The organism is Shinella sp. HZN7, assembly GCF_001652565.1.
GTDB lineage: Bacteria > Pseudomonadota > Alphaproteobacteria > Rhizobiales > Rhizobiaceae > Shinella > Shinella granuli.
This window is the reverse complement of record NZ_CP015736.1, coordinates 3,033,220-3,059,471: the sequence shown is the minus strand read 5'-3', so window position 1 is coordinate 3,059,471 and position 26,252 is coordinate 3,033,220. Positions and strand designations below refer to the sequence as shown.

At 65.8% G+C, this 26,252-nt stretch carries 25 protein-coding genes; 17 read left to right on the top strand and 8 right to left on the bottom strand.

Translation table 11 applies throughout. The features are described from left to right. Nucleotides 1-6 precede the first annotated feature (6 nt). Nucleotides 7-912 (top strand): dihydrodipicolinate synthase family protein, encoded by a 906-nt coding sequence (locus shn_RS14790; RefSeq protein WP_084438040.1) that lies wholly within the window; start codon nucleotides 7-9, stop codon nucleotides 910-912. A gap of 47 nt (nucleotides 913-959) precedes the next feature. Next, nucleotides 960-1,658 (top strand): FadR/GntR family transcriptional regulator, encoded by a 699-nt coding sequence (locus tag shn_RS14785; RefSeq protein ID WP_064331078.1) that lies wholly within the window; start codon nucleotides 960-962, stop codon nucleotides 1,656-1,658. 45 nt (nucleotides 1,659-1,703) lie between these two features. On the opposite strand, the gene shn_RS14780 is transcribed toward shn_RS14785, so the two are convergent. Continuing rightward, nucleotides 1,704-2,300, bottom strand: coding sequence for an amino acid synthesis family protein (locus tag shn_RS14780; RefSeq protein ID WP_064331077.1), 597 nt, complete (start codon nucleotides 2,298-2,300; stop codon nucleotides 1,704-1,706). 165 nt (nucleotides 2,301-2,465) lie between these two features. Between shn_RS14780 and shn_RS14775 the strand changes: the two genes are divergently transcribed. The 9 genes from shn_RS14775 to shn_RS14735 all read left to right on the top strand — a co-directional run bounded on the left by shn_RS14775 (nucleotide 2,466) and on the right by shn_RS14735 (nucleotide 11,963). Further along, nucleotides 2,466-4,271, top strand: a complete 1,806-nt coding sequence (locus shn_RS14775) for a helix-turn-helix domain-containing protein (RefSeq protein ID WP_064331076.1) — start codon at nucleotides 2,466-2,468, stop codon at nucleotides 4,269-4,271. Nucleotides 4,272-4,401: 130 nt separating this feature from the next. Then, the gene (locus tag shn_RS14770) at nucleotides 4,402-5,394 is read left to right on the top strand and encodes a flavin reductase (RefSeq protein WP_064331075.1); all 993 of its coding nucleotides are present in this window, start codon (nucleotides 4,402-4,404) and stop codon (nucleotides 5,392-5,394) included. 1 nt (nucleotide 5,395) lies between these two features. Beyond that, on the top strand, nucleotides 5,396-6,910 hold the full coding sequence (locus shn_RS14765) for an aldehyde dehydrogenase (protein ID WP_064331074.1): 1,515 nt from the start codon (nucleotides 5,396-5,398) through the stop codon (nucleotides 6,908-6,910). A 23-nt stretch (nucleotides 6,911-6,933) separates the two neighbouring features. Continuing rightward, nucleotides 6,934-8,010 (top strand): LLM class flavin-dependent oxidoreductase, encoded by a 1,077-nt coding sequence (locus tag shn_RS14760; protein WP_064331073.1) that lies wholly within the window; start codon nucleotides 6,934-6,936, stop codon nucleotides 8,008-8,010. Between the two features lie 11 nt (nucleotides 8,011-8,021). Continuing rightward, entirely contained in the window at nucleotides 8,022-8,825 is an 804-nt protein-coding gene (locus shn_RS14755) for an alpha/beta fold hydrolase (protein WP_064332629.1), read from the top strand. Then, nucleotides 8,818-9,207: a carboxymuconolactone decarboxylase family protein gene (locus shn_RS14750; protein WP_064331072.1), complete on the top strand. Its 390-nt coding sequence runs from the start codon at nucleotides 8,818-8,820 to the stop codon at nucleotides 9,205-9,207. The genes shn_RS14755 and shn_RS14750 overlap by 8 nt, the downstream gene beginning before the upstream one ends. Before the next feature lie 149 nt (nucleotides 9,208-9,356). Next, nucleotides 9,357-10,190 carry a transporter substrate-binding domain-containing protein gene (locus tag shn_RS14745; protein WP_064331071.1) on the top strand — a complete coding sequence of 278 codons (834 nt, stop codon included), beginning with the start codon at nucleotides 9,357-9,359 and terminating at the stop codon, nucleotides 10,188-10,190. 58 nt (nucleotides 10,191-10,248) lie between these two features. Further along, complete coding sequence (locus shn_RS14740; RefSeq protein WP_064331070.1) at nucleotides 10,249-11,223, top strand: amino acid ABC transporter permease; 975 nt, start codon at nucleotides 10,249-10,251, stop codon at nucleotides 11,221-11,223. Beyond that, nucleotides 11,220-11,963, top strand: a complete 744-nt coding sequence (locus shn_RS14735; protein ID WP_064331069.1) for an amino acid ABC transporter ATP-binding protein — start codon at nucleotides 11,220-11,222, stop codon at nucleotides 11,961-11,963. The genes shn_RS14740 and shn_RS14735 overlap by 4 nt, the downstream gene beginning before the upstream one ends. Before the next feature lie 196 nt (nucleotides 11,964-12,159). Here shn_RS14735 and shn_RS14730 read toward each other — a convergent pair whose 3' ends face one another. Genes shn_RS14730 through shn_RS14710 form a run of 5 tightly spaced genes read right to left on the bottom strand, consistent with a single transcriptional unit; the run spans nucleotide 12,160 to nucleotide 18,135 of the window. Continuing rightward, on the bottom strand, nucleotides 12,160-13,686 hold the full coding sequence (locus shn_RS14730) for an amino acid permease (RefSeq protein ID WP_064331068.1): 1,527 nt from the start codon (nucleotides 13,684-13,686) through the stop codon (nucleotides 12,160-12,162). A gap of 36 nt (nucleotides 13,687-13,722) precedes the next feature. Continuing rightward, the gene (locus tag shn_RS14725) at nucleotides 13,723-14,082 is read right to left on the bottom strand and encodes a DUF1937 family protein (RefSeq protein ID WP_064332628.1); all 360 of its coding nucleotides are present in this window, start codon (nucleotides 14,080-14,082) and stop codon (nucleotides 13,723-13,725) included. Between the two features lie 38 nt (nucleotides 14,083-14,120). Beyond that, nucleotides 14,121-15,515 (bottom strand): FGGY family carbohydrate kinase, encoded by a 1,395-nt coding sequence (locus shn_RS14720; protein ID WP_064332627.1) that lies wholly within the window; start codon nucleotides 15,513-15,515, stop codon nucleotides 14,121-14,123. Continuing rightward, on the bottom strand, nucleotides 15,515-16,735 hold the full coding sequence (locus shn_RS14715; RefSeq protein WP_064331067.1) for an NAD(P)/FAD-dependent oxidoreductase: 1,221 nt from the start codon (nucleotides 16,733-16,735) through the stop codon (nucleotides 15,515-15,517). Before shn_RS14715 ends, shn_RS14720 begins: the two co-directional genes overlap by 1 nt. Beyond that, complete coding sequence (locus shn_RS14710) at nucleotides 16,732-18,135, bottom strand: NAD(P)/FAD-dependent oxidoreductase (RefSeq protein ID WP_245337303.1); 1,404 nt, start codon at nucleotides 18,133-18,135, stop codon at nucleotides 16,732-16,734. Before shn_RS14710 ends, shn_RS14715 begins: the two co-directional genes overlap by 4 nt. Before the next feature lie 262 nt (nucleotides 18,136-18,397). On the opposite strand from shn_RS14710, the gene shn_RS14705 reads away from it, so the two are divergent. The 6 genes from shn_RS14705 (at nucleotide 18,398) to shn_RS14680 (ending at nucleotide 25,187) form a co-directional block, all read left to right on the top strand. Further along, nucleotides 18,398-19,168 carry a DeoR/GlpR family DNA-binding transcription regulator gene (locus shn_RS14705; protein ID WP_064332625.1) on the top strand — a complete coding sequence of 257 codons (771 nt, stop codon included), beginning with the start codon at nucleotides 18,398-18,400 and terminating at the stop codon, nucleotides 19,166-19,168. 342 nt (nucleotides 19,169-19,510) lie between these two features. After that, complete coding sequence (locus shn_RS14700) at nucleotides 19,511-20,716, top strand: ester cyclase (protein WP_084438038.1); 1,206 nt, start codon at nucleotides 19,511-19,513, stop codon at nucleotides 20,714-20,716. Nucleotides 20,717-20,841: 125 nt separating this feature from the next. Then, a complete protein-coding gene (locus tag shn_RS14695) occupies nucleotides 20,842-22,089 on the top strand; it encodes an ABC transporter substrate-binding protein (RefSeq protein WP_064331066.1) in 1,248 nt (415 codons plus the stop codon). A 106-nt stretch (nucleotides 22,090-22,195) separates the two neighbouring features. Next, nucleotides 22,196-23,224, top strand: coding sequence for a carbohydrate ABC transporter permease (locus shn_RS14690; RefSeq protein ID WP_064331065.1), 1,029 nt, complete (start codon nucleotides 22,196-22,198; stop codon nucleotides 23,222-23,224). 10 nt (nucleotides 23,225-23,234) lie between these two features. After that, nucleotides 23,235-24,116, top strand: coding sequence for a carbohydrate ABC transporter permease (locus shn_RS14685; protein WP_133033445.1), 882 nt, complete (start codon nucleotides 23,235-23,237; stop codon nucleotides 24,114-24,116). A gap of 6 nt (nucleotides 24,117-24,122) precedes the next feature. After that, complete coding sequence (locus shn_RS14680; protein ID WP_064331064.1) at nucleotides 24,123-25,187, top strand: ABC transporter ATP-binding protein; 1,065 nt, start codon at nucleotides 24,123-24,125, stop codon at nucleotides 25,185-25,187. Between the two features lie 19 nt (nucleotides 25,188-25,206). Here the strand turns inward: shn_RS14680 and shn_RS37045 are convergent, their stop codons facing one another. Both shn_RS37045 and shn_RS37040 read right to left on the bottom strand, forming a co-directional pair. Continuing rightward, the gene (locus shn_RS37045; protein WP_245337302.1) at nucleotides 25,207-25,830 is read right to left on the bottom strand and encodes a substrate-binding domain-containing protein; all 624 of its coding nucleotides are present in this window, start codon (nucleotides 25,828-25,830) and stop codon (nucleotides 25,207-25,209) included. Next, complete coding sequence (locus shn_RS37040; protein WP_245337301.1) at nucleotides 25,827-26,186, bottom strand: LacI family DNA-binding transcriptional regulator; 360 nt, start codon at nucleotides 26,184-26,186, stop codon at nucleotides 25,827-25,829. Before shn_RS37040 ends, shn_RS37045 begins: the two co-directional genes overlap by 4 nt. Nucleotides 26,187-26,252: the final 66 nt, after the last annotated feature.

The following is a 26,252-nucleotide window of genomic DNA, read 5'->3' as shown; positions in this document are numbered from 1 at the left end:
GCGCCGGTGAAGGATTTTCGGATCGACGACCTCCACGGCATCCATGCCATCCTCTACGCCCTCTTCGACGAGCGGGAAAAGCTCGATCGGGCCGCGATGCGCCGGCAGGTGGAGATCTGCCTTGAAAGCGGCGTGCACGGCATGGCGGCGCTCGGCCTTGCCACCGAGGCCTCCAAGCTTGATGAGGCCGAGCGCATGGCGGTGATGGACTGGGTGATCGAGGATACCGCCGGCCGCGTGCCCGTCGCCCTGACGATCTTCGGCGCGTCCGTCGAGGAGCAGGTGCGCCAGGTGCGTCATGCCGCGACCGCCGGCGCCGACTGGCTGATCCTGCAGCCGCCGATGGTCGGCCAGTATTCCGCCGCCGAATATATCCGCTTCTTCGGCCGCGTCGCGGAGAAGACGGACCTGCCGCTGGCCATCCAGAACGCGCCGGCGCTGATGGGACGCGGCCTGACGGCGGCCGACGTCCACGATCTCGTGCGCCAGCATTCGAATATCCGCCTGGTGAAGGGCGAGGGGCCGGTCGTCGATATCGCCCACCTGATCGAGGTCACCGAGGGGCGACTGCCGGTCTTCAACGGCCGGGCGGGGCTGGAACTGCTGGAAAATCTGCGCATCGGCTGCCGCGGCCTCATCCTCGCGCCTGATTCCATCGACTATGCGGTGCGGGCCTACGAATTCTTCTGCGACGGCTGGGATGAACATGCCGAGGAGGAGTATCGCCGCATGCTGCCGGGCGTCGTCTTCACCATGCAGGGTATCGAGACCCTCCTGTGTTACGGCAAGCGTCTCTTCGGCGAACGGGCGGGCATGGCGATCCACGACCGCGGCCCGGCGCTGCGGCCGACCGAAGTCGGCATCGCGATGGTCCGCCGTTATGCCGCCGCCCTGGGTGGCTTTCCCGAATAGGGCGGAGCGTCTATGTACGGGGGAAAGACACAAGGGAGAGGGCGTGCATGAAGGTCATCGCTCGGGAGGATCGCGGCCTGCCGGCCCGTATTGCAGGCGATATCGGCCGGCGCATCACGCTCGGCGAGCTGAAGGCCGGCGAAACGCTGCCGAGGGAAGCCGACATGCTGGCAACGCTCGGCGTCAGCCGCACGACGCTTCGGGAGGCCCTGAAGATCCTGTCGACGAAAGGCTTCATCGAGGCAAAGCCCCGGCTCGGCACGCGCGTGCGGGCGGCCGAGCACTGGAACACGCTCGATCCGGTCGTGCTGTCCTGGCAGGGCGATGCCGAAGACCAGGATGCGCTGGCCGAGGAGCTTTTCGAAATCCGCCTCTCCATCGAGCCGCTGGCCGCGCGCCTTGCCGCCCGGCGCGGTTCGGCGGCCGATCATGCCGCCATCCGGGCTGCCTTCGTCCGCATGTCGCAGGCGCAGGCCGGGCTGGAAGAGGCGATCGAGGCCGACATCGACTTCCATCTCCAGATCCTGCAGGCCGCGCACAACCGCTTCCTGCTGCCGATCTCCTCGGTCGTCCGGGCCGCGCTGTCGATCAGCATTCCCAAGACGATGGCCGCCTCCGGCGGCTTCGGCCCTTCGCTCGCCCAGCACGAGGCCATCCTGACGGCGATCGAACGGCGCGACGGAGAAGCCGCCCTTGCCGCCGCAACCACCCTCATCGCCTCTACCTACAAACGCAATTTCGGCTAGAATCGCTATGAAAACCCACATCCGGCTTGGCGATGTGGTCCACGGCTAGCCGGCATTTGCGGCGATCTCCGCCTCCATCTCCGCGATATCCTGGAAGCGGTCGGCGATGCGGGCATGCGGACGCCCGCCGTCGGCGGCGGCAATGGCCACGATGATCTCGTCCGGATGCGGTGCATCGGCGATCTGGAAATTGGCGGTCAGGAAGTGGGAACGTTTGCCCGTCTCGCTCTTGTGCATCATCGGCAGCGAGAGCAGCGCGCCGGGCGCGTTGCGGGTGTTGGCGAATTCCAGGTAATTCGTGCCGCCGATCGCGTTGCGGAAAGGATTGCCGAAGCGCAGGGTATGGATCATCGCCGAGGCATGTTCGACCTCGCCGTTGATGCCCACGGCCGCTGCCTTGCCGCAGGCCTCGATCCTCTCCGCGGGCATCTGCGCGAGCAGGCGGCGCGTCATCTCCTCGCTCAGCGGCCCGGCGATGCGGATGATCTCCGGCCGCAGGTCCTCGACGAAGCCCCTGCCGGCCCAGGGGTTCTGCAGGATGGCAGCGACGACGACGATGTTGAAGGGCTGCGGCGCGGCCCTGCCGCCTTCGACATGGGTCTCCTCGAGGAAGGTGCAGATCTTTCTGATGCCGAGCGCCATGTCGTTTCCCCCGTCTGTTGAATTCGCCGCCAACCTAGCGTGTGGCCTTGTGCGGTCTTCCTCGTATCCGGAGGAAAATGGCAGCATCGACTCCTTCGAAAACCAGTAGCTTTCGCGCGCGGTGCGCCGCATTATCGTGGCCCTACGACGGGAGTGCGCGGCGCGTTGGGCCAGAAATCACGGATACTTTCGCTGCGCGACGTGGCGAGCCAGATCAACAGCGGCGGGGACCTCGCGACGGTGCTGCAGCACCTTATCGCGGCTGCCTGCCGGCATGCCAACTGGGCGCTCGGCTCGATCATGGGCATCGATGCGGCCCACGGCTATGCGCATGTCATCGTGCGGCACGATCCGGCGCTCATCCACCGCGACCTGCCCGACCGCTGGGAACTGGCCACCAGCCCGTCGCTCATCGCGCTCCAGCGCAACGAGCCTGTCTATATCCGCGATGCGCGGGAAAGCACGGAATTTCCCGGCTACCGCAAGGAGGCCTTCGAGCGCGATTACCGCACCGTGCTCGTCATGCCGATGGATTGTGCGGACGCAGAGGGCCGGCCGATGGTCCTGAGCGTGATCGCCCGTACGGTAACGGAGGTGACGGAGGACGACCTCGCCTTCCTTGGAACGATCATCCATCTCGGTGCCATCGCGGTGGAAAAGCAGCACCGCCTTGCGGCGGAAAAGCGCGCCGCCGAGCGGCTCGACCGGGCGCTGGCGGCCCATACCTCGCTGCTGGAGCATGTGCTCAGCGACGGTTCCGTCGCCTCGCTCGCCGCGATGGTGGGGCGGCTCCTGCCCAATCCGCTCGTCGTCGTCGACTTCACCGTCAACCAGGTGATCGCCGGGCGCTCGCCCTTGCCCGTGGATTTTACGGATGCGGCCTGGCAGGCGGCGGCGCCGACGGTTTTTGCGCGCCTGCTCGTCCGGGCTGCGCGGGAAGCCGTGGAGCGCGGCAACACGCAAACGGCGCCGATCTTCCTTGAGGACGGCGCGCGGCGGCTGCGCGTCTCCGCCCGCGTGGAACCCCTGACGGTAGACCGCCAGCTTGTCGGCGCGCTCGTCATCTTTCCGTCCGCGGCCGATGAGGGCGAACTGGACCAGCTCATGCTCGACAGTGCGAAATTCGCGCTCAGCGTCCAGATGATGCGCAGCTTCCTGCGCTTCCGCTTCGAGACGCGCACGCAGAGCGAACTGTTCTTCGAGATCGTCGAGCGGCGCTGGCGTGACGCTGCCGATGTCGGCCAGCGCGCCGCGCGGCTCGGCCTCGATTTGTCGCTGCCGCAGCAGATGATCGTGGTCGACTTCCCGGAGCGCGCCAAGGCTTTCGGCGGCGGCTCCGTCGACGTCGAGCACACACTGTCCCGCATCATGCAGCAGGCTTCGATCGAGGCCGGGCTCGTGGCCATCGAAGGCGGCGTCGTCTGCCTGATGCCGCATGAGGCGGGACACCGGCAGGAGCGCACGACGAAGCTCATGCGCCGTATCGCCGACGAGCTCGGCCGCTATTTCGACGAGGCGCCGATCGTGGTCGTCGGAAGCCGCTGCGCGGGCCTCGACGACTACGCCACGGCTTGGGAGCAGTGCAGCCGGATGATCCGCATCGGCCGCTCCTTCGGCCTGACGGGTGCGCTTTCCAGGCAGGATTTCGGGCCGCTGCCGATGCTCGTGTCCGCCGCCGATGTCGGCGACGTGCGCAGCTTCGTGCGCGACAGCGTCGGGGCGGTCGCCGAGCACGACCGGGAGAACGGCACGCCCTATCTGGAGACGCTGTCCGCCTATCTGGAGGAGGGGTGCCGCAGCCAGGCCTGCGCGGATCGCCTCGGCCTGCATGTCACGACGCTGCGCTACCGGCTGGCACGCATCCAGGAACTCTTCGGCATCGACGTGGAAACGCCGGAGCGACGCTTTTCCGTGGAACTTGCCCTGCGCCTCTACAGCGTTATCGACAACCGCGCCTTCGGCGAACGCTGACCACGCGGCAGGCCCGGCCTTCCTTCGAACCGCAGCAGAACTCTTTCTCCGCATCCTCCGTTCGGCAGGAAGCCGCCGCCGCTCGTGGCGGATAGCTTCTTCCCAACGAACCGAGGAGGAGGTCGACGGCATGGTGGAGCAGGCGGCAACGAAGGACGCACCGATTGACCCCATCGCGCTGCGCCGCGCCTTCGGCACCTTCGTCACGGGCGTCACGGTCATTACCACGCGCGAAGCCGACGGCACGCCGCGCGGCATGACGGCGAATTCCTTCACCTCCGTCTCGCTCGATCCGCCGCTCCTGCTCGTCTGCGTCGCCAAGTCGGCCTCCAGCTATGCGGCATTCACCGCGGCCAGTTGCTTTGCCGTCAACATCCTGCACGAAGGCCAGGTCGACGTATCGGCGACCTTCGCCTCCAAGGCACCGGACAAGTTCCAGTCGGTCAACCACGACCGGGTGCATACCGGCGCGCCCGTGCTGACGGACAGCCTCACCTGGTTCGATTGCAGCCTGCACGATTCGATCGATGCCGGCGACCACGCGATCCTGATCGGCGAGGTGCGCGCCTTCGGCACCAGTCCGACCGCCCCGCTCGGCTTCTGCCGCGGCCGCTATGCCAGCGTGAAGGATCCGCTGCCGGCAGGCTGGCTCGCCGCGCAGGGCATGATCATCGGTTACCTCGTGGAGGCCGGCGACGGGCTGCTCCTGTGTTCGGACGGCAAGGGCGGCTGGGTGCTGCCCTCCGCCCGCCGTCGCAAGGCCGATAGCCAGCTGGTGCTCGACGGAGGCGACGCACTCCGCCTCGTGCCGGAGGAAACCTTCCTCTATTCCGTCTTCGACGTCGCCGACAGCGATCCCGGCCACCTCGTCTACCGCGCCCGGCTGGCGGGCGAGGGGGCGGCGGTCAGCCTGCCCGAAGGCCTCCGCTTCTTCCCCATCGACGACCTGCCCTATGAAGCGATCGCCACCCATGAACTGCGCGCCATGCTGCGCCGCTACGTGCAGGAACGGCAGGCGGGCCGCTTCGGCATCTACATGGATTCCGACGACGGCGGCCGCGTCGCGATGATCGACGGCCAGGCCCGTGCCTGGCCCCAGGCCGCCCCAGACCAAGGACAATGACATGAAGACGACCGTCAGCACCCTCGAAGGCTCGCGCCAGCACCTGTTCATCGGCGGCGAATTCGTCGCGCCGAAGAACGGCAACTACATCCGCAGTTTCGACCCGACGACCGGCGAGCCCTGGTACGAATTCGCCGAGGCCGATGCGGATGACGTGGAAGCCGCCGTCGCCGCCGCCACCGCCGCCTTCCGCAATCCCGAATGGCGCCGCATGACGCAGACCGACCGCGGCGCGCTGGTGCGCCGCCTTGCCGAACTCGTCCGCGCCAATGCCGATGCGCTCGCCGAGATCGAGACGCGCGACAACGGCAAGCTCCTGAAGGAGACGCGGGCGCAGATGCGCGCCATGCCGGACAGCTACCACTATTTCGCCGGCATGGCCGACAAGCTGCAGGGCGACACGATCCCCATCAACCGGCTCGATACGCTGAACCTCAACCTGCGCGAACCGCTCGGCGTCGTCGGCATGATCACGCCGTGGAACTCGCCGCTGATGCTGCTCACCGGCACGCTCGCGCCGTGCCTTGCCATCGGCAACACCGTCGTCATCAAGCCGTCCGAGCATGCCACGGCCTCCACGCTGGCGCTTGCCGAGCTGGTCCACGAGGCGGGCTTTCCGGCGGGCGTCGTCAACGTCGTCACGGGTACCGGCAAGAGCGCCGGGGAGGCCCTGACCCGTCATCCCGGCGTGGCGAAATACGTCTTCACCGGCAGCACGGCGACCGGCCGCCGCATCGCCGGCAATGCGGCTGAGAACCTCGTTCCCTGCTCGATGGAGCTTGGCGGCAAGTCGCCCCACGTCGTCTTCGGCGACGTCGATATCGAGCATGCAGTGAACGGCGTCGTCTCGGGCGTCTTCGCCGCGGCGGGCCAGACCTGCGTCGCCGGCTCGCGCTGCTTCGTGGAAGCGGGCGTCTACGACAGGTTCCTCGATGCGCTCGTCGCCCGCACGCAGCGCATCCGCGTCGGCCTGCCGACCGTCGATCACACGGATATCGGCCCGCTGGCGCTCGCCGACCAGCTTTCCAAGGTCGAATCCTATGTCGCTTCGGGCGTCAGGGAAGGCGCGAAGGTCGCCGCCGGCGGCGGGCGGCCGCAGAAGGCGGAGCTTGCACCGGGCGGCTGGTATTTCGAGCCGACCGTCATGGTCGACGCCCAGAACGACATGACCTTCATGCGCGACGAACTCTTCGGTCCGGTGGTGGGCGTCATGCCCTTCCGCGACGAGGAGGAGATGATCGCGCTCGCCAACGACACGCGCTACGGCCTCGCCTCCGGCATCTGGACGAAGGACATCGACCGGGCGCTGCGCTTTGCCAGCCGCATCGACGCGGGCACGGTCTGGATCAACACGTACCGCTCCGCCTCCTTCATGTCCGCGAACGGCGGCTTCAAGGAAAGCGGCTATGGCCGGCGCGGCGGTTTCGAGGTCATGCACGAATTCTCGCGGCTGAAGAACGTGATCATCGACTATTCCGGCGCCATGCAGGACCCCTTCGTCATCCGCCTCAAGTAACCAGACCTCGAAAGGCAGAATCCATGAAGTTCGCAGTCTCGCTCACGATGGAACGCTTCTCACCGGACGTGCCGATGGCGACGGTGAAGAACAACCTCCTGACGCTGGCCCGCATGGCGGACGAGGGCGGTTTCGAGATGCTCTGGACGGCGGAGCACCACACGCTCGAATGCACGATCTCGCCGAACCCGTTCCAGACGCTGGTCTGGCTCGCGCAGCATACGCAAAACATCCGGCTCGGAACCTCGACGCTGGTCGCACCCTACTGGAACCCGATCCGGCTCGCCGGCGAATCCGCCCTATGCGACCATCTGACGAACGGGCGTCTGGAATTCGGCATCGCGCGCGGCTCCTACCAGTACGAGTTCGACCGCATGGCGGGCGGCATGCCGCAGCAGGAGGGCGTCGCCTACCTGAAGGAACTCGTGCCGGCGGTGAAGAAGCTGTGGGCCGGCGATTATGCCCATGACGGGCACTATTGGAAATTTCCGGTCACGGCCGCCGTGCCGAAACCGTTGCAGCAGCCGCATCCGCGCATCTGGGTCGCCGCCCGCGATCCCGGCACCTTCGACTGGGCGGTCGCCAACGGCGCCAGCATCCTGTCGACGCCGCTCTCGGCGCCGGCCGCGGAGATCCAGGTCCTCTCCGATAAATTCCACAAGGCGGTGGCCGACCATCCGGAGGTGCCGCGCCCGCGCTTCATGATGCAGCGGCGCACCTGCGTCTACGACCGGCCGGACGGCTGGGAGCGTGCCGTGCGGCACAGCATGGACTACGGCCGCGCCTTCGAGAACCTGATGCAGAACATCGGCACGGTGAAGGACGGCTTCCCCGAGGCTGTGCCCTTCGAGGCGGTGAGGGGCAAGGAGAACTACAATCCGGAAAGCATCCGCAAGAACCTGATGTTCGGCACGCCGGACGAGGTGATCGAGAAGCTCATGGTCTACGAGGCGGCGGGCGTCGACCAGTATTGCCTCGGCCTCATCTTCAACCTGCCCTTCGAACTGCAGAAGCGCACGATCGAGCTTTTCGTCAAGGAGGTCATGCCCGTCTTCGCCGCGCGCGAGAGCGAGCGCAAGCGGGCGATGGCGGGGCGCTGAGCATGGAGGGCATGGCGGAACACACGGTCGGCGAGGTCACGCTCAACTATCGCATCGACGGCGACGGCGGCGAACCGCTCGTCTGCGTCCACGGCGTCGGCTCCTACCTGGAAGCCTGGTCCGGCGTGGTGGCGCGGCTGAAGGACCGCTTCACCATCCTCACCTTCGACCTGAGGGGCCACGGGAAATCGAGCCGCGTCAAGGGCCGCTACGAGATCGACGATTTCGTGGCCGAGACGCTGGCGCTTGCCGACAGGGCCGGTTTTGCGACCTTCAACCTTGCCGGCTTCTCGCTCGGCGGCCTCATCGCCCAGCGCCTTGCGCTGACGCATCTTCCGCGGTTGCGGCGGCTGGTGCTGCTGTCCACCGTGGCAGGGCGCACGCCGGACGAGCGCGAGCGGGTGCTGGCGCGGCTCGCCGCGCTCCAGGCCGGAACCCCGGCCGACCACCACAATGCCTCGCTCTCGCGTTGGCTGACGGAGGATTTCCAGGAGAAGCACCCCGACACCATCGCCTGGCTGAGGGCGCGCGATGCGGAAAACGACCCGGGTTGCTACGCCTCCGCCTATCGGGTGCTCGCCGAAACGGATTTCGGCGGGTTCCTCGACCAGATCCGCTGCCCGACGCTGATCGCCACCGGCGAGGACGACGTGGGCTCCAACCCGCGCATGGCCCGCTATATGCACGAGCGCATTCCCGGATCGCGGCTCGCCATCTTCCCGGGCCTGCGTCATTCCATCCTCATCGAAGCGCCGGATGTCGTGGCCGATGCCATCGGCGATTTCCTGGCCTATACGGAGGCAGCCCATGGATGAGACCTTGCGGAAAAAGGGTGAGGATGTGCGGCGGCGCGTGCTCGGCGACGACTATGTGGACCGCGCCATGGGTGGCGGCGACGCCTTCTCGGCGCCCTTGCAGGACATGCTCAACGAATATTGCTGGGGCATGGCCTGGACGGACGACGGGCTCGACCTGAAACAACGCAGCCTGCTGAACCTCGGTATGCTGGCGGCCAGCAACCGCATGCACGAATTCGGCCTCCATTACCGCGGCGCGGTCCGCAACGGCCTGACGGAAAAAGAGCTGCAGGCCGCGCTCGTGCAGATCGCCGTCTATTGCGGCGTACCGGCCGGCGTCGAGGCCTTCCGCGTGGCCCGCGCGGTGCGGGCGGAGATGGCCGGGGAGGGCACGACTTGATTTCCGTCATTTCGATGGAGCCGGGCGGCGGACGCTGCTTGGGAACGCCGGAAGACGAATGGGGCGGCAGGCCCCAAGATCGCCAGCAACGGCAGGGAGAGGAAACCCGCGCCGTCGACGAAACGACAACAGACAGAGGGAACAAACGCATGATCAGAACCTCGATGGTCGCGGCGCTCGCCGCCTCTCTCGCCCTTTCGCTTGCCGCCATGCCCGCCAGGGCCGGCGCGGTGCTGGACCGGGTACTCGCCGCCAAGACGCTGAAGGTCGCGACCGACGCGAGCTGGGCGCCGCAGTCCTTCATGAACAACCAGAACGAGATGGACGGCTTCGACGTCGATATCGCCAAGGAGATCGGCCGGCATCTCGGCGTCTCCGTGGAATTCATCACGCCCGGCTGGGACATCATCACGGCCGGCAACTGGCAGGGCCGCTGGGACATGCATGTCGGCTCGATGACGCCGACGAAGGCGCGCGCCGAACTCTTCGACTTCCCGGCCGTCTACTATTACACGCCCGCCGCCGTCGCCGTGCACAAGGACAGCAAGGCTGAGGCGCTCGGCGATCTGGACGGCAAGAGGGTCGGCGTGACGGCGACCTCGACCTTCGAGGCCTATGCCAACCAGGATCTGACGCTGGATGCCGCCGGCGCGCCGGCCTTCACCTATGAGTTCAAGCCGGGCGAGGTCAAATCCTACGCCAATTCCACGACCGCCTTCGACGACCTGCGGCTCGGCGACGGCACGCGCCTCGACGCCGTCGTCTCGTCGCTTCCGAGCATTCTCGATGCGGAAAAGGCCGGTTACCCGATCCGGCAGCTCGGCAAGCCGGTCTTCTTCGAGCCGCTGGCCGTGGCCATCGAGCACGGCGACAAGGAGCTCAGCGAAAAGATCGCCGAGGCCGTCAAGGCCATGCAGGCGGACGGCACGCTGAGCAAGCTGTCGCTCAAGTGGTACGGCGTCGACTATACGGTCACCCAGTAAGACGTATCGGTTCGCGCGGCCCGGATGGGCGGGCCGCGCCCAGGCACAGGGAGCGCAGATGCTGTATCCGGATACCGTCGAATCGGAAGTGCTCGTCCACAAGCCATGGTTCGTCATGGCCACGTTTACGGCGATCCTTGCCGTCTTCCTGGCCATCGACCTCACCGGCACGTCGATGGGCGAATTCATGCGCCCCGTCATCGGCGAGCCGGCCGAAAGCGGCCTCTACGGCCGCTTCGCCATCGCCTTCGTCATTGCCGTGCTGTTCTGCATGAATGTCGTGCTGATCGGCTTTGCTACGCTCAGAGTGCAGATCGCCATCGTCTGGCTGGAGCTTCTGCTGCTCTTCCTCGCCTTCTTCAAGACGTTCAATCTCAGCCTGCCGTTCATGGCCGAGAAGCTGCCCTTCCTCATCACGCAGGGGCTTTTCACGACGATCTACGTCTCGGCGATCTCCATCGTCATCGCTTCGGCCATTGCGATCCTGGGCGCGGTGGCGAAGCTCTCGACCAACGGCTTCGCCTATGCGGTGGCGAGCTTCTACACCTCGTTCTTCCGCGGCCTGCCGCTCCTGATGCAGGTCTATCTCATCTATCTCGGCCTGCCGCAGCTCGGCTTCATCATCGATGCGGTGCCGGCCGGCATCCTGGCGCTTTCGCTGTGCTACGGCGCCTACATGACCGAGATCTTCCGCTCGGGCATCCAGAGCATCGACCGCGGCCAGTGGGAGGCCTCCCGCTCGATCGGCTTCGGCTTCGGGCTCACCATGCGCAAGATCATCCTGCCGCAGGCGCTGCCCGTCATCATCCCGCCGACCGGCAACCAGTTCATCTCGATGCTGAAGGACAGTTCGCTCGTCTCGGTCATCGGCGTCTGGGAGCTGATGTTCCTGGCGCGCACGCTCGGCCAGAAGACCTTCCAGCACATGGAAATGCTGATCTCGGCCGCCATGCTCTACTGGGGCCTGTCGATCTGCCTCGAACTCGTCCAGGCTCGTATCGAGCGCCATTACGCCAGGAGCAAGATCCGATGAGCGCGGAAAAGATCATCGACGTGCGCAACGTCTCCAAGTGGTATGGCGCCTTCCGTGTGCTGACCGACGTGAACCTGACGGTGGAGAAGGGCGAGCGCATCGTCATCTGCGGCCCCTCGGGTTCCGGCAAGTCGACGCTGATCCGCTGCTTCAACCGGCTGGAGGCCCACCAGCAGGGCGACATCGTCGTCAACGGCATCACCCTGCACGACAAGATGCGCAACGTCGGCGAGGTGCGGAAGAACGTCGGCATGGTGTTCCAGCACTTCAATCTCTTTCCGCACATGACGGTGCTGATGAACTGCATGGTCGGGCCGATGTGGATCAAGGGCGTGTCGGAGGCGGAAGCCCGCAGGACGGCGCTGCAGTTCCTGGAGCGTGTGCGCATCCCCGAACAGGCGAACAAATATCCCGTGCAGCTCTCGGGGGGCCAGCAGCAGCGCGTGGCGATCGCCCGGTCGCTCTGCATGCAGCCGGCGGTGATGCTGTTTGACGAGCCGACCTCGGCGCTCGATCCGGAAATGGTATCCGAGGTGCTGGAGACCATGACCGGCCTTGCCCGCGAGGGCATGACCATGGTCTGCGTCACGCACGAAATGGCCTTTGCCCGCGCGGTCGCCGACCGGGTTATCTTCATGAATGCAGGGCAGGTCGTCGAGCAGGGCAAGCCGGATGAATTCTTCGGCAATCCGCAACATGAACGCACAAGGCTGTTCCTCAGCCAGATCCTTAAACACTGAGGCGGACCTGACGCTGGACCGCGAGATACTGGCAGACCGGGTGGGCACTCCGCCCAACGGTTTCGCGCGTGCCCACGGCTGACGGCAGGTTTCCTGCCTGCGGATCATTGCGTCTGCCGCCTTGCCGGCAGACGACGTCTCACTCTGATGTCTGACCGGCCGATGGAAGTCGGCACCGACCGGTCGAGCGCATGGCCTATTCGGCGGGCATCGCGTTGAAGTCGGCGCCGCGGTCGGCATCGAGGATGCTGTCGATGGCGATGAGCTCGGGCATCTTCAGGCCGCCCGGCCCGCCGCGCGAGACGAGCAGGTAGCCGAGATAGAGGGCGCCGAGGCCGAACATGACGGCGACATAGGACCAGGGCTTTGCGAAGGAGGCGTCACGGAAGATCGCCAGTTCGAAGGCGAGCCAGGCGATGGCCAGCACGAGCACCGGCACTTCCCAGGCGCCGAGCGTGAAGCCCTGGCTCGGCGGCAGCTGGTGGCGCTTGGCCGCATACATCAGCACGGTCACCGCATAGATGATCGCCGGCAGCAGCGTGGCGGCGGAGAACAGCGAGAACAGCGCATCCGTCTGCTGCGAGAACAGGGCGAGGATGACCTGACCGATGACGGCGACGAAGATCGTCGCGTTGACCGGCGTGTGCAGGGTGGGGCTGATCTTGTGCCAGAGCTGCCATCCCGGGAAGCGCTCGTCGCGCGACATGGCCCAGACGAGGCGCGTGCCGCTGAGAAGGATGACGAGGCCGCAGGAGAAGATGGAGATGACCACCAGGACCAGCAGGAAATTGCCGACGATGGGGCCGAGCACGCGCGAGATGACGTCCGCGATCGGCGTTGCCGAGGCGCCGAGCGCCGTCGGATCGCCGAGAAGGGCGGTCACGGCGATGAGGAACAGCATGCCGATGACGCCGAGGCTGAGAACCGCCTGCCACATGGCCCTCGGCACGACGCGGGCCGGCTCGCGGGTTTCCTCGGCAAGGTTCGCCGCCGATTCGAAGCCGACGATGGTGAAGGCGCCGAGCAGCGTGCCCATGATCCACGGGCCGGCCTTGGTCAGCTCGCCGAAGGCATAATATCCTTCTTCGCCGATCGCGCCGGTGCTCGTCAGGTTGGCGAAGTCCAGCTCGTTGTTGATGGCGCCGACCGCAAAGAGCAGCACCACGAGCCCGATCATGCCGACGAGCTGGATGGTGACGGCGACCGCGTTGAAGCGCTGGGTGAACTTCGTCGAGAAGGCGATCATCACGGCCTGGGCGACGATGACGAGGCTGGTGATCCACCAGGCATTCATGGCCGTACCCTCGTAACCGAACAGGACGGGCAGAACGGTGGAGGCGATGGTGTAATCCACCGCGCAGAGCACGATGGCAAGGAAGGTGAAGCTGATCCAGCCCATGATCCAGCCGAAGACCGGATTGGAGATGCGCGAGGTCCACTGGTAGACATAGCCGGTCACCGGAATGCGCGCGGCAAGCGAGCCGAGGACGAGGGCGACCATCAACTGGCCGACGACGACGACGGGCCAGGTCCAGATGCCCATCGGCCCGGAGGTCGAGAGCATGGCGCCGTAGGCGGTGAAGATGCCGGTCGCGATCGAGACGAAGCCGAAGGCGACGGCGAAGGACTGGAAGGCGGTGACGTCGCGTTTCAGCCGGTCATGCTCGCTGCCATGGTGGGATGACGGCCCGGATGCGGGCCGCGCCTGGATGTTGCTGTTCATGGTTCCCCTCCTGTTTCGGGTTTTTCGAAGTTCAGTTCATGCCGGAAAGTCGCTCTCCACCTCGCTCCACAAGCTCACCCGGCGGCCGCGCTCCTTGAAGAAGTCGATCTCCCGGGCGACGCCGGCGCTTTCCTTCCAGCCGGGTTCGTCGATGACGATCAGTTCCTCCATCGCCGCCATGAAGAAGGCATCGACCGGCGCCCAGAGGCTGCCGATCGCCGCCTTGTCGAGACCGACGAGCTGGCCGTTGATCGGGTGCGACATGGAGACCTGGCTGAAAACGGCCGCGCCGTTTCGCACGATGCGGGCGGCGACCGCGTTCGAGATGTCGAAGCGCCGTTCCACGACGGCTTTGTCCGCATGCCCGTAGGGGCATGCGAGGAAGATCTTTCGCATGTTTGGCTCCGTGGGATTTGAGGATGTGGCCGGCGGCGTCATTGCCGCCAGGCGCGCGCCCTTTCGATGGCTTTGGCGAAGCGGGCATGGTCGGCGGCCGCAACCATGCCGTCCGGTTTGAAGGTCCGGGCAGCGGTGCGTGCGCCGCTGACGTCGAGGCCGGCCAGTTCCGCAAGGCCGAGCGCCGTCAGCTCGTGCATCGGCGCCACGGTGATCGACCGGCCGCTCGCGGACGCAAGGAACTGGGCGAAATAGGCGCTCTGCGAGACGCCGCCGTCAATGGAGATGCTCGGTCCGAGCTCGCCCACCTTGGCTGCCGCCTCGATGAGACCGACCGTCAGCATGGCGATGCCTTCCAGCACCGCGCGGACCATGTCCCGCCGGTCCGTCGCATGGTCCATGCCGATGAAGAGGGGCGCGGCCTGGCGGTCCCAATAGGGCGCGGCAAGGCCTGACAGCGCCGGCACGAAGACGATGCCGCGGCTGAGCGCCGACGGTCCCTCGAAGCTGCCGAGCTCCTCCATCGCCGAGAAGAGGCCGATGCTGCGCGCCCATTCGAGTGCCGAGCCGGCATCGTAGACGCCGCCTTCGATGGCGAAGGTCGCGGTTTCGCCGGCACGCTGCCAGGCGATGGTGGGCAGGAGGTCGGAGGCGGGCGGGCGCCGGTCGCCGGCGATCGCCAGCAGGAAGGCGCCGGTGCCGAAGGTGATCTTGCAATCGCCGGGCTTGCGGCAATCGTGCCCGAAGAGGGCCGCCTGCTGGTCGACGATAGACACTTTTACCGGCGTTCCGCCGATCGCGCCGAAGCCTGCATCGACCGCGCCGATGGTGGGCAGGCACTGGCGCGGCACGCCGTGCAGGGTGCACATTTCCTCGCTCCAGGTGCCGGTCGCAAGGTCAATGAGGCCGGTGCGCGATGCGGTTGCGAGATCGGTGCGGAAGGTGCCGCACAGCCGGTCGAGGAAGAAGGCGTCGGTCGTGCCGAGCCGCAGGCGGCCGGCATGAAGCGCTGAGGATACGGCCGGCGCGTTCTTCACGAGCCAGGCGAGCTTGCTTGCAGAAAAATAGGGATCGAGCGGCAGGCCGCAGACCGCCTTGGAGCGCGCCTCGGCCTCGGGCGGCAGGGCGGCGAGATCGGCCGCGGTGCGCGAATCCTGCCAGACGATGACGGGTGACAGGGGCTTGCCGGTCTCGCTGTCCCAGGCAAGGCAGCTTTCACCCTGGTTGGAGATGGCGATGGCATCCACCGGGCCTGCGCCTTCCAGCACCGCCTCGATATTGCGCAGCAACTCCTCCGGATCGTGCTCCACCCAGCCGGGCGCGGGATGGTGCTGCGCATGGCGGCGCGTGCCGGCGACCGTCCATGCCCCGCCATCCTCGATCACGAGGCAGCGCGTGGATGTCGTACCCTGATCTATCGCGGCGACCCGCATCATGTTTCCTCCCTGAAACGAAAATGGACGTGCTGCGCCCGTGGCGCCTCCGCGGGAATGGGAACGAGGATGCGCCGTTCGGGCATCCAGGTGCCGCGAGCGTGCCACATCTCGCGCCCCTCCAGTTCGAGCGACAGGCGGCCCTTCGCGCGGCGCAGGAAGCGGAGCTGGAAGTCCCGGAACGCCGCCGGCGACGATGCGCGGCGCAGGATGTTCGGAACGACGAGCTTGACCGGCGCATCGAAGGTGACGGATACGGGCCTGCCGTCCTCCGCCTCGTGCCGAAGGTCCTCGGCAATGGTCCTTCCGATGGCACGGCCCTCGCGAAAAGCCCAGCCGCCCGTCTCCACCGCGCGCAGGACATTGCCGGCGGCGAAATATCGCGGGTTGAGCGAGCGGCCGTGCTGGTCGACGGCCGGTCCTGCGCTGCCCTGGTCTATGCCCATGGCCGACTGCAGGAACAGTGCGGATTCCGGGGTGAACTGTCCCGTCAGCAGTACGCCGTCGCAGTCGAGCGTTTCGAGTTTTTCGCCGCGGCGGATTGTGACCGCCTCGACGCGATCCCGTCCAATGATGTCGACGATTTGGGCACCACGATGGAACGGCACGCCGGCCAGCGTCGGAAACCAGCTCAGCGGCGCCCGGGCGAGGGCGTGGGGGCGTGGCTCGATCATCGCGACGGGCCTTGCGCCATGGCTGAGGCAGGTCAGCACCGCCGAAAGCGAGACGAGCTCGGAACCGACGATCAGCGGCCGCCGGAAAGGCAGGAGCCCGTGAAAGGCGAGATAGGATTGCAGAGTGCCCGTGGTGACCACGCCGATCGGCCGGTCGCCGGAGATCAGTCGCGCGGAGCGCGGTTTTTCGCGCGCGCCGGTCGTCACGAGGATGCGTTCGGCCGTCAGCCGTTCGACGCCGGGGCCGGCGGTGACGAAGAGCGTGCCGTTTTCGGCAAGCTCAACGACGGAATGGCCGGTGCGGATATCGATGCCGGCCTTTTGCGCTTCCCGCGTCAGCTTGCGGCCGTAGGCGGCGCCGAAATAGACGCGGCCGAATTCCAGCATTCCAAAGGGGGAATGGCTGCAATGGCGCGTCGCGCCGCCAAGCGCCGGCTCGCGGTCGAGCAGGATGACGCGCCGGCCCTGCCGGCGGAGCTCGATGGCCGCCGCCACGCCGGAGGGGCCGCCGCCGACGACCAGCACATCCGCATCCGCCGCGCTCATCGGCCGCCCTCCGTCTCGATGGCGAGCGGGGCGGCGAGCCGGCCCTTGGTCATCTCGGCCAGCCGCGCATTGCAATAAAATCCCTGGCAGCGGCCCATGCCGGCGCGGGTACGGCGGCGAAGTCCGCCGAAATCGCCGGGCGGCACCGGGCTTTCAAACGTCGCTTCGATCTCCCGGCGGGTCACCAGTTCGCAGTGACAGACGATCTCGCCATGGCCGGGGCGCTGCCAGTCGCGTTCGCGGCATTCGGCAAGGTTGGGCATGGCGATGTCAGGCACGTCCGCGGGGGGCGTGAAGGGGCCGGCAAAGCCCGCATGAAGCTTCAGCGCATGCTGGGCGAGGCCGAGGGCGGAGCTGAGGCCTGTCGAGCGGATACCGCCGAGCGTGATGGCGCGCTGGTCCGGTCGTACGAAGACCCTGTAGCCCTTCTCCTCGCTGGCGGGCCTGAGTCCCGCATAAAGCGCGGTGACGGGCATGCCGGCGAGCGCCGGCACGATCTCTGCAGCGCGGGCGAGGAGGGCTTCCAGCGTCTGGGTCTCGACGGTGGCACGCACCCGGTCCTCCTGCTCCTCCGCCGTGGGGCCGACGAGCACGTTGCCGAAGGCCGTCGGGCAGACCACGATGCCCTTCGTCACTTCGGTGGGAACGGGCAGGATGATGCGCGGCACATAGCGTACGGCCGCCTTGTCGAGCACGACGAACTGGCCCTTGCGCGGCCTGATGCGGAAGGCGGCCTCGAAGCCGAGACGGGTATCGACAATGTCGCCGTAAAGCCCGGCCGTATTGATGACGCTGTCGGCTTTGATCTCACCGGCCGTCGTCTCCAGGCGCCAGGCGCCGTCGAACGTGCCCTTGAGGAGTTCCGTCCCGCGCAGGAACCGCGCACCGAGCGCCACGGCTTGGTTGAGATAGGCGAGCGGCGCCGTCCAGGGATCGATGATGTGCTCGCCCGGCACCTCCAGCGCCGCGACGAGGCGATCGGAGAGCGCCGGCATGGACGCGCGCGCCTGTGCGCCGGAGCGCAGCACGACATCCATCGTGCCGTTGTCGCGAGCCTGCTGCTCGATGCCGGCGAGCTTCTCGGCTTCCAGCGCGTTCCAGGCGCAGACATAGGCGCCCGTCGCCACCAGGGGGAGGTCGAGGCTGTCCTTGATCTCCAGATATTCCTGCCGGCCGGCCCGCACCAGTTCCAGTTCCAGGCTGCCGGGCGGGGCGTCGAAGCCGGTATGCAGGATGGCGCTGTTGGCTTTGGAGGCGCCCGACAGGATGTCGGCGCCCTTCTCGATCAGGAGCACCTTCGCGCCGGCCAGCGCGAACCGGCGGGCCACCGCGCAGCCGACGACGCCGGCGCCGATGATGGCGACGTCGAAAGTTTCCGCGATCGGTGGATGGAGCGGCACGGCATTATCTCCCGTTCGGTCATTATGTGACTGAACGGTATAATCTTGATGACCGAATGTAAAGCGTGCTGAAGCGCTGAAAATGCCAGAGCGCCGCGAGCACGATGCTCCTCCACCCGTATCTCCCGGCAAGAAACATTGCGGCGAGATGACTGAACGGTCGTAATTCAGTCGTTGACTTGACCGAATTCAACGATACAACGGGAGAAATGCTGCAAATCGCGTGGATTTCTGCGCGAATCGCCACCTGAAGGAAGCGCCGATGCGGCCTGCCGATCGCCACGAAAAAATTGTGAAGCTCGTGCACAAGGCGGGCGAAATAAGCGTCGACGACCTGGCGCAGACGCTCGGCGCCTCGCGCGAGACGATCCGGCGCGACCTTGCCAATCTCGATGCCATGGGGCGGCTGAAGAAATTCCACGGCGGCGCCCGCGTGCGCTCCAACACCCAGGTGGAGCCGGCGGTGGAGGGGCCTTTTGCCCTGCGCATGGCGGAAAACCTGCCGGCCAAACGCCGGATCGCACATGCGGCGGCAAGCCTTTTGGCACCGGGCGACGCCGTCTTCATCGACACCGGCACGACGACGCTGATCCTCGCCGAAGCCCTGGTCGACCTGCCGATGCTGGTCGTCGTGACGAATTCCTGGCGCATCGCCGCCACGCTTTCCGCCAACCCGGACCACAAGGTCTTCCTGATCGGCGGCGCCTATGGTGCCGATGCCGGGGAATCGCTTGGCCAGTTCGCGGTGGAGCAGATCCGCAGGTTCCGCGCCCGCCATGCCTTCCTGACGGTTGGCTCGGTGGATGAGCACGCGGTGATGGATTTCGATGCCCAGGTGACCGAAGTCGCGCAGAGCATGATCGAGCGCGTCGACATCGTCACCGTGCTCGCCGATGCCTCGAAATTCGGCAAGCGCGGCATTTTCGAAGTGGCGCCCTGGTCGAGCATCGATCGGCTCGTCACCGATGCGCCACCGCCGCCCGCGATCGCCGAGGCGCTGGAGAGGGCGGGCACGAAGACCGTCGTCGCCTAGAGTATTTCCGCTTTTCCTCGAATCGTGGAAGCACTCTAACTCGTTGTTTTAACAAAATTCCGGACGCAAGGCCGCGTCGCACTCTTGCTGGAATTGCTCCAGCCGACTGGCCCGGCACAAGTCAGACCTCGACCCTCTGGGCGTCGTGGTGCTGTGGGCGCACGCATTGCGGAGCGCCAGACGGTGGTTCTGTCGATGCCCGATTTGCGCTCTTCCTTGCCGCCTGGTGCGTGGGTGAGGATGTGGGATCAGGAGAAATGTGACCGAGCAGTCATTTACTATTGACCGATCGAGCATTTCATGTTTCCTTCTGCATACGAATGCAAAAAATGAGGGAAAGTGATGAGCGAGCAGTCGGGAAAGGTCGTCGGCAAGCAGGCCGTGGTCCATGAGGAGATGCCTGCCGGCAGGGGGCGGGCAGAGACGAAACAGGGGCGCTCGCGGTTCCGGCCGCTGTCGCCCGAGCACATGCCCCGCGATTACACGATCTCGCTCGACGCCTATCGGCGTGGCGGCACGGATGCCTTCATCGGCCGCTCGCCGGACCATCTGGTCAAGCAGCGCCTGACCGGCTTCGAGCCGCAATATGTCAATATCATCGACTACATCATCCGCATCACCCACCAGATCTGGGAAGAGAAGGATATCGGCTATATCTACGACACCTATAGCCATGACTGCCTGGTGTGGGACGACCTGGCGCTGCAGGTCGGCCGCGACAAGATCGTCGCCGACACGACCTCGCTGAACAACGCCTTTCCCGATATCCGCATCGTCGCGGAAGACGTGGTCTGGGCCGGCGACGACGCGATCGGCTTCCACACGTCGCACCGTTCGCAGATCATCGGCACCAATACCGGCTTCAGCCGCTACGGCGCGCCGACCGGTCGCCGCGTGCAGTTCCTCTGCATGGCGAACTGTGTCGCCCGCGACAATGAGATCTTCTACGAGCACGTCGTCTATGACACGGCGGAGGTGGTCAGGCAGCTCGGCTTCGATGTTGTCGAGACGGCGAAGCGTGCGGCGTCGTCCGGCGCGACCACGGGGCTGCCGCGCGATTTCCTGGGCGGCGAGCCGAAGCGCACGGTGGGGCAGGGCAAGCCGGAGAAGATGGCGGTGCCGACGGAGATTCGCGACAATCCGGAAGAGTTCGTGCGCGCGGCGCTGCACACGATGTGGAACCGACGCAATCTCGGCGCGCTCGATCAGGTGTATCATCCCGGCATCGTCTCGCAGCAGACCGGTAGCCGCATCTTCCGCGGTACGGGGCAGTTGCGCTCCTTCATGCTCTCGCAGCTCGCCATGTTCCCGGACGTGCTCTATTCGGTGGACGACCTCTACTGGATGGGCAATGCCCAGGAAGGTTTCGTCGTGGCCATCCGCTGGTCGATGACCGGCACGCATCGCGGGCTTGGCCGCTATGGCGAGCCGACCGGCCGCGAGGTCAATATCTGGGGCATCACGCACTGGCTGATCGAAGGCAACCGCGTCACCAAGGAGTGGACGACCTTCAACGAGTTCGGCGTGCTCATCCAGGTTCTGCGCTAGGCGGAGAATATCCAAGGCGCCTGTGGACATCTCGAACGATCCGGCATCAGCGCCCGTCAAGGGTGCCTGACCGAGGAATGCGGCGACCCCGAAAACGGGGCGCCGCCAACAAAGAAGGTGGGAACATGAGAAAATCGACATTCTTCGCATCGACCGCGGCCCTGGTGCTGGCAAGTCTTGCGGCGGCACTGCCCGCCCGGGCGGACTGTGGCATCGAGAAAGGCTCGGTGCGCATCCTTGCCAACGACTTCGACGGGCTGCGTCTCGTCCTGTCGGAAGCCGAAAAATGCGCCTCCGACACGGTCAAGGTCACCACGAACCAGACGACCGAGCACAAGAACCTGCAGGTGCCGGCGCTCAAGATCAGTCCGGCCGAATACACCGTCGCCGTCATCGCCAACAATTCGATCGTGCCGCTGCTGAATGAAGGCCTGCTGCGCCCGCTCGACGACCTCGTCGCCAAATATGGGCAGGACCTTCTGCCGACGCAGTTGATCAAGCTCGACGGCAAGGTCATGGCGGTCGCCTTCATGGGCAATTCGCAGCACCTCTTCCTGCGCAAGGACATTCTGGAGAAGGCCGGCCTGGCGCAGCCGAAATCCTATGAGGATATCCTGGCCGCCGCCAAGGCGATCAGGGAAAAGGGCCTGATGGACTACCCGCTGTCCGCCTCGGACAAGGCCGGCTGGGACCTGGCTGCCGAATTCGTCAATATGTATCTCGGCTATGGCGGCGAACTTTTTGAAGCGGGTTCGGCTGTTCCCGCCATCAGAAACGAAAAGGGCCTGGCCGCGCTCGCCACGATGAAGGCGATGACCGAATACATGAACCCGGACTACATGACCTACAATGCCGACGAGATCATCAAGGTCTATGCGGCCGGCAAGACCGCCATCATCAATGGCTGGGGGTCGCTTGCCAACGGCGCGATCGATCCGGCCAAGGCCGCAGACGGGGTGGGTGACAACACGGTTCTGGCCGGTGCGCCGACCGTCGGTGGCGGCTCGGTCCCCGCGGCAGCCCTGTGGTGGGACGGGTTCTCCATCGCCAGGAACATTTCCGACGAGGATGCGGAAGCCTCCTTCCGTGCGATGGTCTACGGCATCCGTCCGGAGGTCGGCCAGAACAATCCCGACCTCGCGACCTGGCTGACGAAGGATTACAAGCCCGGCCGCGTCGCCGTCGGCGTGCTCGAAACCGCCAATGGCGGTGCGAAACCCTATCCGATGCTGCCCTATATGGGGCTGCTGCACACCGCGCTCGGCGCGGAACTGGCCGAATTCATGCAGGGACGTGAGAGTGCCGAGGAGGCGCTGAAGGATGTCGAGGCGGCCTATACCGCGGCTGCCCGCGAAGGCGGTTTCCTGAAGTGATCCTCGGGCGCGCCGGCCCAGCCGGCGCGTCCCGCAGGCTTCGATCGAGATGTCCTGCCCGAGGCGGGACGAACGCAACATTCAATCCTGAGCAAGGAGAAGGCGCATGCCGCACAGGGCTTTCTTTGCCTTCATCATGCCGTCGCTTGCGGCGATGCTGCTCTTCATCGCCTTGCCGATCGTCTCGGTCGCGGTGCAGTCGCTCTATGTCCAGCACGAGCGGGTCGTGACCGAGGTCGAGACCTGTACGCCCTTTTCCGGTTGCAGCAAGGAAACGCGCGTCGATGCGGAAGCGACCGAAAAGCTGCGCAACGACGAACCGCTCGGCCGTTTCAACGGCTTCGGCACCTATCTCGACCGCAACCATCTGGCCGTCACCGAGATCGGCGCGATCCTCTCCGACAATGCCGGTTTCAAGGATACCGTCGCGCGCATCTACAACCTGCCATTCTACAGGGCGCTTGCCTTTACCCTGACCTATACGTTCGTGGTCACGCCCTTCGCCATGCTGCTCGGCTTCTGCATCGCGCTCGGGGTGAACGCCATTCCGCCCTTCTACAAGGGGCCGGTCATCTTCTTCTCGCTGCTGCCGATGATCGTGACGCCGCTGGTGGGCGCGCTCATCGTCTACTGGATGGCGTCATCGCAGGGCATTCTCGGTGCGACGCTGCAAGTGCTGGTCAACGATCCGACGCTGTCGCTGAAGTCGTCGACCGTGCTCACCTGGATCACGCTCCTCGTCTACGGCATCTGGCACAACGCGCCGTTTTCCTTCGTCGTCTTCTATGCCGGCCTGCAGACCGTGCCGCACGATACGCTGGAATCCGCGATGATCGACGGCGCCAGCCGCTGGGAGCGCATCCGCTTCGTGGTGATCCCGCATCTCATGCCGCTCGCCACCTTCGTCGGGCTGGTGCAACTGATGGACAATTTCCGGGTCTTCGAGCCGATCGTCGGCTTCAGCGCCGAAGCCAATGCCACGTCGCTGTCCTGGTCGATCTTCAACGACCTGCGCGGCCAGGTCGACCAGCTCTTCGGCTCGGCCGCCGCCACGTCGATGCTGACCATCGTCGGCGTGATCATCCTGCTTTCGCCGGTGCTGGTGCGCACCTGGCGAGACTTCAACCGTCGATGAGGGCGCCGTGATGATGGTGACAAAACGCAGACAGCCCCTGCCGCTGGCAGTGCTTTCCACAGGCTTCGTGCTCCTCTGGGTGTTCATGGCCGCCTTCCCCTTCATCTGGACGGTCTGGGGATCGTTCAAGGTCGAGCAGGATTTCTTCTCGCGCGATAGCTGGTGGTTCGCCATCGAGGGCACGCGCACGATCGCCCGGACCGGCTCGGCCTTCACCGGCGACGGCTATTACGGCGCCTGGGTGCTGCGCGACTTCTTCTCCTCGGTGATCAACACGGTGATCGTCACCGTGTCGGTGGTCGTCGTGTCGCTGACCTTCGGTACGCTCGGCGGCTATGCGCTGGCGCGCTCCGGTTATCGCTATACGTTCTGGCTGCTGATGCTGGCGCTCGTCTTCCGTGCCATGCCGCATATCACGCTGGTCTCCGGCTACCTGCTGCCGTTCTTCGAGATGAACATCTGGGGCTACATGCCGACCGCCATCATCGTGCTGGTCGCCATCAACCAGCCGTTCACGCTGTGGATGCTGCATTCGTTCTTCCTGTCGATCCCCAAGGACCTCGACGAGAGCGCGATGGTCGACGGCTGCTCGCGTTTCCAGGCCTTCCGCCTCGTGGTGATCCCGGTCATGTGGCCGGGCGTGATCACCACGGGGCTGTTCTCGTTCCTGCTTGCCTATAACGACTTCGCCGTGACCGCGATGCTACTCTCCCAGCCCAACCAGACCATGGTGCCGAAGATCGCGAGCTTCCTCGGGACGGTCCAGCAGGAGGGCAATGTCATGTTCGCCGTTGCCGCCGTCGTCTCGGCGACCGCGCCGCTCTTCGTGCTGGTCCTGTTCTTCCAACGTCAGATCGTCAGCGGGCTCACCGCCGGCGCCGTGAAGGGATAATCGCAAATGGCTGAAATCCGCCTCAAGAACGTATCGAAGCGTTGGCACAATTTCGTCGGGGTCGACAATTTCAACCTCGATATCGCCGACCAGGAGTTCCTCGTTCTGCTCGGTCCCTCGGGTTGCGGCAAGACGACGACGATGCGCATGATCGCCGGGCTGGAAGACATCAGCGAGGGCGAGATCTGGCTCGGCGACCGCATGGTCAACAGGCTGGAGCCGAAGGACCGCGACATCTCGATGGTGTTCCAGAGCTACGGCCTCTACCCGAACATGACCGTCTACGAGAACATCCGCTTCCCGCTGCGCGTGCGAAAGGTGCCGAAGGCGCTGCATCACGAGAAGGTCATGCAGGCCGCGCGCATGGTGGAGCTTACCGATTTCCTCGAACGCCGGCCGGCAGCGCTATCGGGCGGACAGCGCCAGCGCGTGGCGCTTGGCCGCGCCATCGTGCGCCAGCCCTCGGTGTTCCTGATGGACGAACCGCTCTCCAACCTCGACGCGAAGCTGCGCGTCTCCACCCGCGCCCAGATCAAGAACCTGCAGCACACGCTGAAGGTCACGACGATCTACGTCACCCACGACCAGATCGAGGCGATGACGCTGGCCGACCGTGTGGTGGTGATGAACAAGGGCGTCATCCAGCAGGTCGGCACGCCGACGGAGATCTACGACAACCCGGCCAACACCTTCGTCGCCTCCTTCATCGGCTCGCCGGCGATGAACCTTGTTTCCGGCGATATCGAGAACGGCACGTTCCGCGGCCCGGGCATCACCATCCCCGGTCTGCAGGCCGATGTGAAGGGGCCGGTCACGCTCGGCTTTCGCGCCGAGGATGCTTCGCTCATTTCAGAAGGCGGCGAGCTTGGCGCCGCGATCTATTCGATGGAGCTTCTCGGCGAGGCGACCATGGCGAGCTTCAGGCTCGGCGACCAGCTCGTCTCGATCAAGTCCGGCAAGGAATACCGCGCCGAAATCGGCGATGTCGTGCATGCGGCGATCCCGGCTTCGATCTGTCATCTGTTCGATGCCAGGACCGGCGTGCGGATCGCACGCATACCCGGCGGCTGATATGGTCGGCCGGCGGCCGTCAGGCGCTCTCCCTCGCCATCAGCGTGCCCGGCAGGGTGCGGGTGACGCCGTCGTCGGAAGGCTTGATCGTCGGGTCGTCGATGAGATTGAGGGCTTCCTGCACCATGCGCTCGACCGGCTGCCGGATGGTCGTCAGCCGGTAGGCGTTCCAGCCTGCCATCGGGATGTCGTCGAAGCCGGCGACCGCCAGATCGTCCGGAATTCTCAACCCGCGCTCCCTTGCCGCATCCATGACGGCAAGCGCCATGATGTCGTTGCAGCAGAACAGCGCGTCCGGCGGATCGCCGCCGGACAGCACCGCCATGCCGGCCGCATAGGCATCATGGTAGTTGAAGTCGCCGGCAGCGCGCACATGGATGGACCGGCCTGCCTCCGCCAGGATGTCCTGGAAGCCGCGGGTGCGCTCGGCATGCGTCGAGGTGTTGGCGACACCGCCGATGAAGCCGATCTTGCGGTAGCCCCGCTCCAGAAGCCGGCGGCCGATGTCCCGGCCCCCCTGGTAGTTGTCGCAGGCAACGGCATTGATGCGGGCATCCCGCTGTATCCGGTTGAGCAGCACGACCTTGATCTGATGCTGCCGGCAGGCGCGCGCCATGTTGGAGGTCAGGAAGGTGGACGTCACGATGATGGCGGACGGCCGCGCGGCGAGGATCTGGGGATGATCGCATCGACATCGGCATTGGCCGCCATCGTGTAGACGAGCAGCTGCCGGTCGCTCGCCTGCAGTTGCCTGGCCAGCGTATCCAGCACCGTCGGATAGAACGGGTTGAGAAGATCGCCTGCGACCAGCGTGATGGTTCCGGCTGCGATGGCATTGGCCGTGCGCCTGGCCGGGCTGATGTAACCCAGGGACTCGGCTGCCGCCAGGATGCGTTTCCGCTTGGCCGCATCAAGCGGCGCGCCCGGCGTGAATGCACGCGATACGGCGGCGAGGGAAACGCCTGCGGCGTGGGCGACCTGCTTTGCGGTGGGCTTCATCGGGTGACCGTGTGTGAAAATTTTTCAGTTTTTATATGAAAACTTGCGCTTCCCGCATAGCATCAT

Coding starts and splice junctions, on each gene's coding strand:
- shn_RS14785 (WP_064331078.1), top strand. CDS start 960: ATGAAGGTCATCGCTCGGGAGGATCGCGGCCTGCCGGCCCGTATTGCA.
- shn_RS14780 (WP_064331077.1), bottom strand. CDS start 2,300: ATGGCGCTCGGCATCAGAAAGATCTGCACCTTCCTCGAGGAGACCCAT.
- shn_RS14770 (WP_064331075.1), top strand. CDS start 4,402: ATGGTGGAGCAGGCGGCAACGAAGGACGCACCGATTGACCCCATCGCG.
- shn_RS14765 (WP_064331074.1), top strand. CDS start 5,396: ATGAAGACGACCGTCAGCACCCTCGAAGGCTCGCGCCAGCACCTGTTC.
- shn_RS14760 (WP_064331073.1), top strand. CDS start 6,934: ATGAAGTTCGCAGTCTCGCTCACGATGGAACGCTTCTCACCGGACGTG.
- shn_RS14755 (WP_064332629.1), top strand. CDS start 8,022: ATGGCGGAACACACGGTCGGCGAGGTCACGCTCAACTATCGCATCGAC.
- shn_RS14750 (WP_064331072.1), top strand. CDS start 8,818: ATGGATGAGACCTTGCGGAAAAAGGGTGAGGATGTGCGGCGGCGCGTG.
- shn_RS14745 (WP_064331071.1), top strand. CDS start 9,357: ATGATCAGAACCTCGATGGTCGCGGCGCTCGCCGCCTCTCTCGCCCTT.
- shn_RS14740 (WP_064331070.1), top strand. CDS start 10,249: ATGCTGTATCCGGATACCGTCGAATCGGAAGTGCTCGTCCACAAGCCA.
- shn_RS14735 (WP_064331069.1), top strand. CDS start 11,220: ATGAGCGCGGAAAAGATCATCGACGTGCGCAACGTCTCCAAGTGGTAT.
- shn_RS14730 (WP_064331068.1), bottom strand. CDS start 13,686: ATGAACAGCAACATCCAGGCGCGGCCCGCATCCGGGCCGTCATCCCAC.
- shn_RS14725 (WP_064332628.1), bottom strand. CDS start 14,082: ATGCGAAAGATCTTCCTCGCATGCCCCTACGGGCATGCGGACAAAGCC.
- shn_RS14720 (WP_064332627.1), bottom strand. CDS start 15,515: ATGCGGGTCGCCGCGATAGATCAGGGTACGACATCCACGCGCTGCCTC.
- shn_RS14715 (WP_064331067.1), bottom strand. CDS start 16,735: ATGAGCGCGGCGGATGCGGATGTGCTGGTCGTCGGCGGCGGCCCCTCC.
- shn_RS14705 (WP_064332625.1), top strand. CDS start 18,398: ATGCGGCCTGCCGATCGCCACGAAAAAATTGTGAAGCTCGTGCACAAG.
- shn_RS14700 (WP_084438038.1), top strand. CDS start 19,511: ATGAGCGAGCAGTCGGGAAAGGTCGTCGGCAAGCAGGCCGTGGTCCAT.
- shn_RS14695 (WP_064331066.1), top strand. CDS start 20,842: ATGAGAAAATCGACATTCTTCGCATCGACCGCGGCCCTGGTGCTGGCA.
- shn_RS14690 (WP_064331065.1), top strand. CDS start 22,196: ATGCCGCACAGGGCTTTCTTTGCCTTCATCATGCCGTCGCTTGCGGCG.
- shn_RS14685 (WP_133033445.1), top strand. CDS start 23,235: ATGATGGTGACAAAACGCAGACAGCCCCTGCCGCTGGCAGTGCTTTCC.
- shn_RS14680 (WP_064331064.1), top strand. CDS start 24,123: ATGGCTGAAATCCGCCTCAAGAACGTATCGAAGCGTTGGCACAATTTC.
- shn_RS37040 (WP_245337301.1), bottom strand. CDS start 26,186: ATGAAGCCCACCGCAAAGCAGGTCGCCCACGCCGCAGGCGTTTCCCTC.